At 49.8% G+C, this 11,965-nt stretch carries 12 protein-coding genes; 5 read left to right on the forward strand and 7 right to left on the reverse strand.

All coding sequences use genetic code 11. The annotated features are described in order from the left end of the window. Window position 1 precedes the first annotated feature (1 nt). The 4 genes from BM202_RS28575 to BM202_RS28590 form a co-directional block, all read right to left on the reverse strand. Window positions 2–298 (reverse strand): hypothetical protein, encoded by a 297-nt coding sequence (locus tag BM202_RS28575; RefSeq protein WP_093832660.1) that lies wholly within the window; start codon window positions 296–298, stop codon window positions 2–4. A 5-nt stretch (window positions 299–303) separates the two neighbouring features. After that, entirely contained in the window at window positions 304–1,245 is a 942-nt protein-coding gene (locus tag BM202_RS28580; protein ID WP_093832662.1) for an ATP-grasp domain-containing protein, read from the reverse strand. After that, on the reverse strand, window positions 1,242–2,057 hold the full coding sequence (locus BM202_RS28585) for a hypothetical protein (RefSeq protein ID WP_093832664.1): 816 nt from the start codon (window positions 2,055–2,057) through the stop codon (window positions 1,242–1,244). The genes BM202_RS28580 and BM202_RS28585 overlap by 4 nt, the downstream gene beginning before the upstream one ends. 63 nt (window positions 2,058–2,120) lie before the next feature. Beyond that, window positions 2,121–3,980: a M6 family metalloprotease domain-containing protein gene (locus BM202_RS28590; protein ID WP_093832666.1), complete on the reverse strand. Its 1,860-nt coding sequence runs from the start codon at window positions 3,978–3,980 to the stop codon at window positions 2,121–2,123. Window positions 3,981–4,347: 367 nt separating this feature from the next. Between BM202_RS28590 and BM202_RS28595 the strand changes: the two genes are divergently transcribed. Further along, the gene (locus BM202_RS28595) at window positions 4,348–5,001 is read left to right on the forward strand and encodes a hypothetical protein (protein WP_093832668.1); all 654 of its coding nucleotides are present in this window, start codon (window positions 4,348–4,350) and stop codon (window positions 4,999–5,001) included. A 69-nt stretch (window positions 5,002–5,070) separates the two neighbouring features. On the opposite strand, the gene BM202_RS28600 is transcribed toward BM202_RS28595, so the two are convergent. From BM202_RS28600 to BM202_RS28610, 3 genes are all read right to left on the reverse strand, one after another. After that, the gene (locus tag BM202_RS28600; protein WP_093832669.1) at window positions 5,071–5,745 is read right to left on the reverse strand and encodes a hypothetical protein; all 675 of its coding nucleotides are present in this window, start codon (window positions 5,743–5,745) and stop codon (window positions 5,071–5,073) included. Window positions 5,746–6,003: 258 nt separating this feature from the next. Beyond that, window positions 6,004–6,687, reverse strand: a complete 684-nt coding sequence (locus tag BM202_RS28605) for a hypothetical protein (protein WP_093832671.1) — start codon at window positions 6,685–6,687, stop codon at window positions 6,004–6,006. 92 nt (window positions 6,688–6,779) lie between these two features. Beyond that, a complete protein-coding gene (locus BM202_RS28610; protein ID WP_093832673.1) occupies window positions 6,780–8,003 on the reverse strand; it encodes a class I SAM-dependent methyltransferase in 1,224 nt (407 codons plus the stop codon). A gap of 99 nt (window positions 8,004–8,102) precedes the next feature. Between BM202_RS28610 and BM202_RS28615 the strand changes: the two genes are divergently transcribed. The 4 genes from BM202_RS28615 to BM202_RS28630 all read left to right on the forward strand — a co-directional run bounded on the left by BM202_RS28615 (window position 8,103) and on the right by BM202_RS28630 (window position 11,965). Then, window positions 8,103–9,734, forward strand: a complete 1,632-nt coding sequence (locus BM202_RS28615; RefSeq protein WP_093832675.1) for a SulP family inorganic anion transporter — start codon at window positions 8,103–8,105, stop codon at window positions 9,732–9,734. A gap of 59 nt (window positions 9,735–9,793) precedes the next feature. Next, window positions 9,794–11,218, forward strand: a complete 1,425-nt coding sequence (locus BM202_RS28620) for a glycoside hydrolase family 30 protein (protein WP_093832677.1) — start codon at window positions 9,794–9,796, stop codon at window positions 11,216–11,218. Window positions 11,219–11,482: 264 nt separating this feature from the next. Then, window positions 11,483–11,716: a hypothetical protein gene (locus tag BM202_RS28625; RefSeq protein WP_093832679.1), complete on the forward strand. Its 234-nt coding sequence runs from the start codon at window positions 11,483–11,485 to the stop codon at window positions 11,714–11,716. A 30-nt stretch (window positions 11,717–11,746) separates the two neighbouring features. Continuing rightward, a complete protein-coding gene (locus tag BM202_RS28630) occupies window positions 11,747–11,965 on the forward strand; it encodes a VF530 family protein (protein ID WP_093832681.1) in 219 nt (72 codons plus the stop codon).

Consider the following 11,965-nt stretch of genomic DNA (forward strand, 5'->3'; position numbering starts at 1 on the left):
GTCAGGCGTTAATAACACGGAGGCTACCTGCCTGGGCATAGAGTCGGCCGCTGGCGGTAATGTGCAGAATAAGCTCGACCGTCTGCCCCGGCCTGACCGTCGTCCCAGTCAGATCGGCTTTGGGTACATAGACCCGGGCCTGGTCAAGTGCTTTGGGCGAAATTAAATCAGCAATGCCCTCAAGGCTCGTTGTTTGCTGAATCGACAGGGATAATTCGCCGAAATTATCCGTATCACTTTCGGCGGAAAAGGTCTTAAGAATACCCCGGACGAGCGTCCAGTTTTCGATGATTTGCATAGGATTTACCGGGCGGTACCCGTAGAAAGATAACGGACAATAGCCTCTGAAATTGGTAACCCGGCTTCATGTTGAAAATAGGTATAGCCAGGCGACGGATTTACCTCAAAACAAAAGTATTCATCTGATTCGGTGTGGAAAAGATCAATGCCACACAAGGGCAGATGGAGTTGTTTCGATAAGGCAAAACACTGTTTTTGCACTCGTTCAGGTAACTCAATCGGATACATCGTTGTTTGGCCTCCTTGTGAATGGGCATACCGATAATCGACGTTCGTGCTGCTGATATGAGCTGCAAAAAGCTGATCGCTCACTACGTGTACGCGAATGTTGTGCCCTTGCAGGCAGGCCTGAAACTGGGTAGGCAGTACCGACAGGTGGTTCAGGCGGGTTCGATAGGTGGCGTCGAGCACTTTGACGATTGATCGGGTAGAACTGATCGACTTGAAAATCAGCGAACCGTGCCCGTCTTCGAACGCATTTACGGCGGCTGGCTGATTGGTTATCAACGTAGCCGGGACCCCTAAGCCCACCTCCCGGATCGCTGCGAGCTGATAGGGTTTTGAAAAATTTGACCCCATCGCTTCGGGCCGATTCATGACCCGCACAGGAAGAAGGTCCGTTAGCTGGCTAAATACGGTATTGATAAAGAAGCGTCGCTGCTTCATGCCGGGGGTGAGCGAATGACGCGTACCATTGACATACGTATCCGGGAAGGTTTCAGGGGGCATCATGCGTGCATAAATGCCATCGAGTGCCATCAGGTCGATCCACTGCCCGGCGATGCACAAATCAGCCTTCAGGCGATTGTTCGTTACCGTAGTGTGTAATTCATACTGGCCCGCGTCGCGCTGATTGAACACGGCAAAGTCAAGGCCCAAGGCTTCTGCGCTTTCAATAACCTGCGCCGTAGGATCTTCGGAAACAATACCCGCAATCAGAATCATAGGACGTGGTCATAAAGGGTGGTAGACGTGTGCATCTGGCTCCTGTTGGCCAATGACCTGACGTAGTGCATGAGGTACATCGCCAGCGCCGATAATTCATCCGCTGTGTGCGGTACGACCTGTGTCTGGTAGTCGGTTGCCTTCCAGTCGCCCTGAATGGTACGGATAAAATAGACCTGAAGCAGGTCGCAACCGAGATCGGCCTGTAACTGATGAAGAGCGGGACTGAACACGTCCGCCAATAAACCCGTCAGTTTTTTCCCCGTTGCCAGCACCGAGCTGGCCTGCGTCGAAAGAGGTTCCTGATGCCACTGACCCGTTCGATTATCAATCAGGCCCTGTTGAGAACGGGATCGCTCCGTTGTTGATACCGACAGGTTGGGTACTGGTAGCCCTGCCTGCGCCAGTTGGTATAGACGTAGTAAAGCGTTAGCCGAACTGGTCGCCAGCGATGTTGGCGACAGCGCTCCAACCAGCGATGGTCCCAGGTTACGGAGCCATCCGGCTATCATAGCGTGCCATTCCGCCTGGGCATAGTCTGTATCTGCCTGCTGACTGAAAGCGGCTGATGGCAGATGCGACAGCCGCGAATAAACCGCATCGACCGTATCGGATGATAATACCCGCCCGTCCGCCAGGCTGATACGCCAGGCGGATGTTGTCGTAAAGAGCGAAATCTGCCAGTCGGTTGCCGTAGTCAGGTCCAGGTCGGTAACAAAATCAACCCGTAGCTGACCCTGCTGCCGAATGTAGTTAGTTAACGCTAAGGCGATTGTGTCCTGGCTCTGACCAAGAATGATGAGTGTCTGCATGGTTCAATGAATTGGCCCTACGTAGCCAGTGCCTAACACACCGGCCACATATAGCCAATTCAATTAGAGCGTGTCAGGGACTTTCGAATCCAACGTGCGTTTACTGGCGGCATCCAGTTCGGGATCAACGGCCGACTGGTCGGTTTCCTGCCGGTAGGCTCCATTGATCAAGTCTGGTCGTAACGACTGGCTGATAAAGGGTTCCAGGGCGTTCATCCGGCTTTCGAGCGCCGATACGCGCCCCAGTACGTCGGGTGTGCCACCTCCTGAGCCAAAACCTCCCCCTCCCTGATCAGCCAATTTTCCATCATTAAATTTCCCATCACCTGGCTTTTCAAAGATGTCTTTGTCTTTATCCTTTTCCTTGATTTGCTTATCAGGTTGAGGTTTTTCGAATATCAGATCTTTATGCTCTTTGGCCAACTCCTTCTCTTTTATCAACTCTTTCCGCTCTTTGGCCAATTCCTTATCCTTCACTACGTCTTTATCTTTTATTTCTTTGACCAGTACTTTACAGCGAACCTGAAACTGGGCCGACATGGTAGCTGCCGAATCGCTGATCGACGTAATGGCGACACAGGTAGACGAACCCGCATACGAATTTGAGTTCGGATTACTTGAGCTGGTGAAGGATCGATTGTTCGTTGTGCCAGGGTAAGGATCACCCCCATCGCCCCGGTTAAACCCATTCAACTTCTCAAGGTCGCGAAGGCCATCGGCCTGCATCAGCGCCACCTTGTAATGGGCCTCATTGGTATTGTTGGCCACGGCATCATCGATATGCCAGATCAGCAACCCACCCTGGGGGAGATGGTCATCAAAACCGGTTTTCTGGCGGTTTTCAACCAGAAAATATTCACTGCCTGCTGCCCCCGTTTTCCAGAGCCGGTTCACCCGAAAACTGGACTTTACATCGGGAATGCTAACCAGGCCATTGGCCGTCTGATTCACCACCGTCACCCACCCTTGCTGCACCTTGCACCAGGCTGACGGATGAGCAGGTCGGTTGCCACCGCCATTCCAGCTACCACCGGCCATGAGGCACCAGTTGCCGATACCTTCGCTGGCGTTTATTTCGTCGGTGTCATACAGGTCAGGAAAGCCGAACAGCAGATGCCCCAGTTCGTGAGCGCACACCCCTAATTTACAATCTTCCGGTACGGTCAAATAGGCGTAGATACTTTTCCCATCTGCCGCAAAGACGCTGGGCAACACCCACTTATGCGACCAGATGTCCGTAAGTGCCGTTGTTTCTTCGGCTCCACGCCCGGCATGGATGACAATGAATGCGTCGACGAAACCGTTTCCATCATTATCGTAACTGCCAAAATTAATGAGTGGATTCGCCAACTGAGCCGCTTCCTGCGCCATTGTACGGGCATTAGGCAGGGCGTTGCCTCTACCTGATGCCCCATGGGCGTAATACGACATTGGATGGGAAAGCGTAACCGGACCGATTACCTGCCCCTGAATGTCGACGGCGTTGTTCGACACCTCGCGGTAATACTCACGCACGCTGCCCGTAGGCACAACCCCCAGGGAGAAGAAAAGATCCGTATAATGACTGACTGGCTGGGCAATTGCGCGATCCGTAAAGTTGACTAATACGACTGCGACACGGACCGCCCCCCGCAGTGGAGCGCGGTCTGCTGCGGCATTGCTGGCTATAGAGGCAGTTGTACCTAATGGGAAGAGAGTGCCGGGAAAGATCAGACCATCGTCGAGGCCAACCGGATTATTCTGCCGAAAAGAAATGTTGGCGGCAAACGGGCTGTCGCGCTTTTGAAGTTTATCCAGTTCCTTTTTAATTTTTTCCTGTGCTTCAGGCGAGGGAGGGACGAGCATACACAGCTCATTGTCGAGGGACGATACACCTGGAGCCGAATGCCTCTCGGACGTAGCAGGTTGCGTTTTCTTGATCATGGTTTCCTGGTTTTACTGGTAGGGAATAGACTGTGTTGAAACTCTATACAAACCTACTGAGACCAATTATTCCAGAAAACAGGACTTCTACGGATTGGGCCAGGTCTAAATACTGATATTTTTGCCTGGTATTATTCAGCAAAGTGACGCGGGTAATTATACTTGGGAGAACGTAGTTAGCTAGCACCTCAAACTACACATTTCCATAAAAAGCCATATCGTCATGGATACAGATAATTTGTGTGCTAGCTTTACATTGGAAATCTAAATATTAGTATAATTTATTGAAAATCAGTTCTTTGGAAATAGTTTTTTGCTGATAAGGCGAAAAATTAATCTCCTAGTTTCGATTTTCCAATAGGCTGTTATGAAGACAAAGTCGATAAAGTTTTTACTACTTGTCTTTCTCGTGCTACCGGCGTCTGGCTATCCTCAGTCGCAACTAGTTGGACTTGGCCGGTACGTTATTGGGGTGACAACACCTGATTCGCTGAACAGCACTGATTTTCAGGAGCAGGAGCAAGCCTACGTTAAAGGGACATTGACACTGCCCTGCACGCATATACGTTCGTTCAAATCAAACAAGGTCCAAGGAGCAGACGTGTTGACAACGAATCTGTTGCTGCTTTTCTACGACAACAAGTTATTTAAACTGATCTGTGATTACCCTGATGAGCTAAAAGCGGCTTTTCTGGCAAAAAACGGGAATGGCATATCCAGGCCAGCTCGTCATGTTCAGGTTGGCGTCAAAAATAAAAGTACGTCACTGGTATTGACGGGTGAAGTCTGGCAGAACGCTGATATTGAAGTTCTTGCCGTTCACTATAAAGGAGATAAAGCGGATTATCAGATTGAGGAAACTGATAGATTAATGATAGCCAGTAAAACAATTTCGGCACTGGCCTCTGATTGTGATTTGCAAAATGTAGAACCACTCATTGAGGAGTTTGACAAAATGTTGAACGACCACCGAGACCAGCATCCAGAAAGAAGAACAATAAAGCAAATTCGTAAGCCATAATCCCATAAGCCGGTAGAATCTAATTCACTACCGGCATGTAGGCTTATGGCTTACGTACTAAAAAACAGTTCAGAATTTAAGCGCAATAAGCGCCGGAGCAAAGGCTGCTAAAGTCGTAAAGGTGGCAGCCTGTCGATAAGGCCTGAGTTCGGAATGCTGAGCAACTTTCCCTGCCAATATATTGGTCGCCACAAAGCCTGTCAGGTGAATAATGGCTAAGTATTTATGCAGTTTCAAGCCACCACCAGATGCCTTTCGGTCGCTGAATTGTTTGGGGGGAGCAGTTAGGGAAAGCAGTGCGGTCGTGCCATACGCGATGTTGGTGATAGCCAGTGTTGTTTGCTGAGCCTTGTAAAGCTGATCATACGTAGCACCCGTGGCCTTATTTAATCTAGCCTCCAGAATTCCCTGCATCAGAAAACCGGCCAGCGTTACGTACCCTGTTACCTGGTGCGAGATGAGCATAAAACGACGCACCTTAAGCTCTTTCTCCCGGCCTTCTGCCGTAAGCGGGGCAACATTCATGGCTCTGAGCAAGCCGTTAGGTCCCCAGAAAACCCGTTGCGTAAAGAGCATTTTATGAGGAAGCAATGGCTCAACAACCGGTGAATCAACCAAACCAGTCGCCATTTGATCGTTAGATGTGGGCTCAACAGGGATGTCAACGTAAGATTGGATGGAGGTTGTGTCCTGGGCCTGCACCTGTAGCCCGACAAAAAGGAAGAGGATGAAAAGTTTTTGCATAAGAATGTAGCCAGTGAAATCGCCGTTTCACCCAATACGGGAAACTTTCCTCACCGGTTGCGTCCAGCGATCGTTCGGCGACAAAATTTGTTGCCTCAGGAAAGACGAACTGGAGATTGTTAAGGTTGACCGCGCAATCAGGTAAGTTCGGAGCGTCAAGTAACTCCATGAGCGTGCCATAGAAAAAGGCGTACGTAGCAGGAACGCTATCTCCTGCTACGTACGCCTTTGGGCACGACTTACTGTCCTATAACTTTCTCAATTGCTTTTCTTCGCTTTCACCGCTTCAACGTTCTTCTTTTGGTTTTCCAGCTCCGTCGTTGCCGTTTCCTGCTCCGTTTTATTGGTTTCAATATCCTTGTTCAGTTGCTCCAGTTCTTTGGCGTTATCGTCGATTCGTTTCAGGAGTTTTTCTTTTTCTTTCGCATTTTGTTCAATAGCACGCTGAAGCCGTTCGCCATTTTTCACGGCTTTCTGATGATTCTTCTGAGCATCATCAAAACCGCCTTCGGCCGTTTTAACTTCCTGATTGAACAGCGAGTTACCCGCAAAATCTTTCAAGAGACTCTCGGCCGCCGAATAACCGGTTCCGCCGGTTGTTACGTAGTTCCCGCTGCCCAGATCATAGGCCGTAAAAATAGTGGCCGATGTGCGGGTTGTTTTTACGGTGCTCACCAAATTGATGGGTTCCGACGAAATGGCTGGGATGCTGGCATTGGGAACGCGGTACGTACCGCGTGAAGCCGTTAGCCGGCCATACGTTTTCAGTTGAGCTTCCCAATCCTTTTCAATCTGTTTGCCGTCGCCCTGGATGGTTAAATAAAGGCCCGACATTTTAGCTTTATCAACCGTGCTTTCCCCCGCATAAACGGTTTGAGCGTAGGTTGAATGAGCCACTGCTACTAGACAAAAAAACAGGGTGAAACGTACTAGGGTATTCATGATTTTTGCTGGTTTGTTCGAATTTGCGTGTAATGAATTGGTTTTAATTGGTGCCTGATTTACGGCTTGCTATGCGCAACGTTTGTGGAATTTTAAACGGGATTATCAGCTTTTTTGGTGATTAGTAGCCGTTTGTCGCCGTTCAATAAGGTTGTCGCCAATATATAGACATCACCACCTTCGTTCAGGTTCAACTTTTTGCGTAAATCAGCTACCGACTGTGGAAAGTTACGTACTGTAAGGTTCGCTTTCATGGTTGGCACGAGTCTTTTCAGTGTTTTGATATCTGGTTTACAGACTGATTGCAGCGTAAATATTCGGCCAGGGAAATCCGTACGTAGTACCTGGCTGGTATACAAATGGCTGTTGGGAGCCAGCTTTGTCAAACCAAACCGGGCGGCCACCAATCGAAAGGCACCGGCCTTAAGTACGGCAGCATTGGGTTCATATACGTACTGTTCAGGATCACCAAAATTGACCTCAGCTTCGCGCTCGTCTCTCCATTGAAAACGTAAATTTAGGGTGCGATCAGCCACGACATTAACCGCATTAACTATAATGTTTTCTTTCGCAGTTGGTTGATTATTAAGTATAAATAAAATCTCTTTCACCTCGCCCTGAACGGCCACAACATGTACCGAATTGACCGCTCCATGAAGTTGTTGGACGGCTTTGTCAACATCAAGTAACGGGGAGGCCTTCACTAAAATTTGTCGGGCCTTTTTTAATAGGGTTGACACCATAGTCGGCCGCGATACATCGGGTTCGCAGTCTTCCAGCCGAACCACCTTGCCACCCTGATCATTACGTCGGTGCGGGTCGAGATAAATCCAGTCGGCAGGCTCAAAGGCCGTCTTGTTCTCCGAAGAATCATTGAGCAGGTCTAACCCATCACCCGCTTGAACGACTACGTTTCCGGTACCCAGTAAAGGTAGGTTGTGGGCAGCCAGAGCGGCCAACTCCGGGTTTCGCTCTACATATAGTACGTTTTCCACCCGTTTCGCAAACGCCCATGTATCGACACCCATGCCACCGGTAAGATCCAGCAGTAATCGTCCACTGACCAGTGAGGCTTTATACTGAGCCGTTCGCTCAGACGATGCCTGTTCAACCGAGAGCGCAGGCGGGAAAACCAGCCTGTCGTTGGCGTACCAGGTGGGTAATTTCTCTCGGGCTTTTTGACGGGCCGCGATCTGAGCCGCCACTTTTTTGATGTCCAGATCACCCGGCTGGGCACGTAGTACCAATGCCCGAACGTCGGTAGTCAGATGGGCGCTTATGAATGCCTGCTCGGATGAAGAAAGGAAAATCGACAAGTGAGTATTAATTATATTTTAATCTCTTTTTAATTTCAAGCAACGATGCCCGTCAGCCTGGCGTTACAAAAATAATTTACGCCCTACATAACCACTTTTATGAAACGAGTTAGCCCGCTTCGTACCCTTATCCACTATAAAACAGGGTATTTACGCCAGGATCTCCCCGCTGGCTTATCGGTCTTTCTGGTCGCCCTGCCCCTTTGTCTGGGCATAGCGCTGGCCTCGGGGGCACCCTTGTTTTCAGGCTTGGTCGCCGGTGTAATTGGTGGCATTGTAATTGGGTTGTTGTCAGGCTCAGAAGTCAGTGTGAGTGGTCCGGCGGCTGGCCTGGCCGTTATTGTAGCCGATGCCATTGCAAAATTAGGTTCTTATGAGTCATTTTTAGTCGCTGTTATACTGGCGGGTGTACTTCAGCTCCTGATGGGTATCATCAAAGCGGGGCGGTTCAGCAGTTTCTTTCCCGACAGTGTCATTAAGGGGATGCTCGTCGCCATTGGGATTGTCATTATTTTGAAGCAGATCCCGCACGCCCTTGGCCGGGACAACGATTATGAAGGTGAGTTCGAGTTTCAGCAACTTGCCGATGGCGAAAATACGATTTCAGAAATCTATCGGGCCATCGAAACCGCCAGTCCCGGTGCTGTGGCCATCAGTATTGTTTCGCTGGTATTTTTAATCGGCTGGGAGCGCGTGGCGGGACGTAGCACCAAGGCGTTTTTCAAAAATTTCCCGTCTGCCTTAGTGGTTGTGGGTATTGGTGTGGCGCTGAATGAGTTTTTTAAGGTAGCCATGCCGGATTGGTATTTGGGGGATACCGCCCATCAGCACATGGTGCAGATTCCGACCATTGCACCCGGAAAAAGCTTATCATCGATTTTTAATTTTCCTGATTTTAGTATGCTCAGTAACCCAAAGGTTTATGGGATTGCGGCTACCATTGCACTCGTTGCCAGCCTCGAAACCTTACTGAACCTCGAAGCGTCTGATCGGCTCGATTCAGCCAAACGGGTGTCCTCTACCAATCAGGAATTAATTGCACAGGGTGTCGGTAATATGCTGTCGGGTATGATTGGCGGCTTGCCCATTACGTCGGTAGTGGTGCGTACCTCGGCTAACGTGTATGGGGGCGCCAGAACCCGGATATCGGCGGTGTCTCATGGCGTTTTTCTGCTGATTGCGGTGTTTCTGGGTGGCCCATTGCTCAACCTGGTTCCGTTGTCGTGTCTGGCGGCTATCCTGATTATGGTTGGGTATAAATTAGCGAAACCCGCCATCTTCAAAAAGACGTACCGCGATGGTTGGAGTCAGTTTGTTCCTTTCATTGTGACCGTGGCGGGCATTGTTTTCACCGATCTGCTAATTGGTATCGCACTGGGTTCGGTGGTTGGGATTATCTACGTGCTGTACACCAATTTTCATTCGACATTCCGAATGGATCGCGATGGTCGCAAGGTGACGATTGAATTTGAAAAAGATCTATATTTTCTGAGTAAGCCACAGCTAAAAGAGGCCCTCGGCACGCTCAGGCCCGGTGATGAGGTCATTATTGATGGCACGAAAGCACCTTTTATCGATCACGATATTTTCAACATGCTCCACGATTACCGCGAAATAGCCAAGGTACAGGGTATTGATTATGAGCTGCGGAACGTAGTGCTGAATCATCGGAAGCGAAAGCAGAAAGAAAAAAATGGACCGTTACTTAATCATCCTGACCCGCAACGGTAGTTTTTAGCGAGAATGGGGTTCTTATAACCAAAGAACATCGCAACAAAACAGGCTTGATTATGCGCACGGACCCAAGACGATTTTGGCAGCTAAGTTTTTGGGTAATTGGTTTCATATCAGTTGTCGCTCATGGGCAGGCTCTACCAAAACGACCGGCCCACAACCAGGCCGAATGCTGGCTAACTGATCCAGGCCGAAATATCCTGTTTGTGAAGCAACCCTCGCTGGTGTTTGCAAAAGCAACTCAAAATGGACCAACCATTCACGTCGATCCGGGAAAAACCTACCAGACAATCGACGGGTTCGGCTACACGTTAACGGGCGGTAGTGCCATGCTCATAAACCGCATGGGAGCCGCTGCCCGGACTGCCTTGCTGAACGAACTGTTTGCTATCTCGGGGAAGGGGATTGGCGTTAGTTATCTGCGGATTAGCCTTGGGGCGTCGGACTTGGATGATCGGGTATTCTCGTACGACGATCTGCCCGCTGGGGAGACCGATCCGAAACTGACTAAGTTTAGCCTGGCCCCGGACAAAACGCATCTGATTCCGGTGATCAAACAGATTCTGGCCATCAATCCGAAAATCAAAATTCTTGGTTCTCCCTGGTCACCCCCGACCTGGATGAAGACCAACGGCAACTCGAAAGGAGGGAGCCTGAAGATGGAGTTCTACGGTGCCTATGCCGCGTATTTCGTTAAGTACATTCGGGGGATGCAGCGTGAGGGCATTGCGATTGATGCGATAACGATCCAGAACGAACCGCTGCATCCGGGTAACAATCCCAGTTTGTTGATGCTGCCCGCTGAGCAGGCGCTTTTCATCAGGAAGAGTCTGGGCCCGGCATTTAAAATGGCGGGTATCAAAACAAAAATCATTCTGTATGACCATAACGCCGACCACCCGGACTATCCCATTACGGTGCTGAATGATGCCGACGCCCGCCAGTACGTTGATGGCTCTGCCTTTCACCTCTACGCCGGGCCGATTAGTGCGCTTTCGGAAGTACATAATGCCTATCCTGACAAAAATCTGTATTTCACCGAGCAGTGGATTGGCGCGCCGGGCAACCTGAAAGGTGATCTGGTCTGGCACGTTCGGGAGTTGATTATTGGCGCTACACGAAATTGGAGTCGTACAGTATTGCAGTGGAATCTGGCGGCCGATCCAAAACAGGAACCCCACACACCGGGCGGTTGCGACAAATGTCTGGGCGCCCTAACCATCGACGGCAATACGGTAACGCGAAATCCGGCCTATTACAACGTAGCTGTAGCGTCAAAATTTGTCCGGCCGGGTTCCGTTCGCATCGAATCCGACCTGCCCAAAACCTTGCCCAACGTTGCCTTCAAAACACCCGACGGCCATACGGTGCTCATTGTTCTGAACGACAGCCCATCCGCGCAGACGTTCGCAATTGATAGCCAGGGTAAACAGCTGAGCACTACGTTATCCGCCGGGGCAGTTGGTACGTATGTGTGGTGAAGAATCTGTTTTTCTGAATGCACTCGGTGTGATGGCTAGCTTCTTTTTGACGATCTGGCGGTAATAGGACTTGGACCCGAAGTCAGCTAACTCATCTGCGTCGGGTGTCAATCCAGGGCGCCCCTCTCCCGAAACAGGGATCTACTTCGGCTAATTTTTCGTACATTATTGAACAAAAGAGTCAGCTTAGAGGCTTTGACCTAAGACAAACCTGTGAAAGTAACGGGTTGTGTAGCTTAAGGGAACGATCAAAAGGGATGTGAAATGAATCAAAAAGCGAGCAGCATTAACTGGATTAACATCAGGGATCAGCAACCGATGGGTGAAATACAGGTATTGGCCATTGGTCATCAGGATGAGATGTTAATTGGGCTTTGCTACCGGCAGGGCGATGGATTTAATTGCAAAGCGGAAAGTGCAATTCTGGAGAATGTTTCTCATTGGCTAAATTTGGGGGAATTACGCAGCTTGCTCCATCTCCAACGACCGGATCAATAAAAAAACGGTCGAATACCAAAACGCTTAACCATGACCAACGCCCAGCCCAACAATCCGCTACATGGCAAAACACTCGAAACAATGCTGAACGAGCTGGTTGCTCATTATGGTTGGGAAGAAATGGGGTATCGCATTAACATTCGCTGTTTTACCGATAATCCGAGCATTAAATCCAGCCTGACCTTTCTTCGGAAAACGCCCTGGGCACGGCAAAAAGTCGAGGAATTATACCTGAACATGAACGACTAA

Source organism: Spirosoma endophyticum (assembly GCF_900112365.1).
Lineage (GTDB): Bacteria > Bacteroidota > Bacteroidia > Cytophagales > Spirosomataceae > Spirosoma > Spirosoma endophyticum.

Coding starts and splice junctions, on each gene's coding strand:
- BM202_RS28590 (WP_093832666.1), bottom strand. CDS start 3,980: ATGATCAAGAAAACGCAACCTGCTACGTCCGAGAGGCATTCGGCTCCA.
- BM202_RS28600 (WP_093832669.1), bottom strand. CDS start 5,745: ATGCAAAAACTTTTCATCCTCTTCCTTTTTGTCGGGCTACAGGTGCAG.
- BM202_RS28580 (WP_093832662.1), bottom strand. CDS start 1,245: ATGATTCTGATTGCGGGTATTGTTTCCGAAGATCCTACGGCGCAGGTT.
- BM202_RS28630 (WP_093832681.1), top strand. CDS start 11,747: ATGACCAACGCCCAGCCCAACAATCCGCTACATGGCAAAACACTCGAA.
- BM202_RS28575 (WP_093832660.1), bottom strand. CDS start 298: ATGCAAATCATCGAAAACTGGACGCTCGTCCGGGGTATTCTTAAGACC.
- BM202_RS28585 (WP_093832664.1), bottom strand. CDS start 2,057: ATGCAGACACTCATCATTCTTGGTCAGAGCCAGGACACAATCGCCTTA.
- BM202_RS28625 (WP_093832679.1), top strand. CDS start 11,483: ATGAATCAAAAAGCGAGCAGCATTAACTGGATTAACATCAGGGATCAG.
- BM202_RS28615 (WP_093832675.1), top strand. CDS start 8,103: ATGAAACGAGTTAGCCCGCTTCGTACCCTTATCCACTATAAAACAGGG.
- BM202_RS28620 (WP_093832677.1), top strand. CDS start 9,794: ATGCGCACGGACCCAAGACGATTTTGGCAGCTAAGTTTTTGGGTAATT.
- BM202_RS28605 (WP_093832671.1), bottom strand. CDS start 6,687: ATGAATACCCTAGTACGTTTCACCCTGTTTTTTTGTCTAGTAGCAGTG.
- BM202_RS28595 (WP_093832668.1), top strand. CDS start 4,348: ATGAAGACAAAGTCGATAAAGTTTTTACTACTTGTCTTTCTCGTGCTA.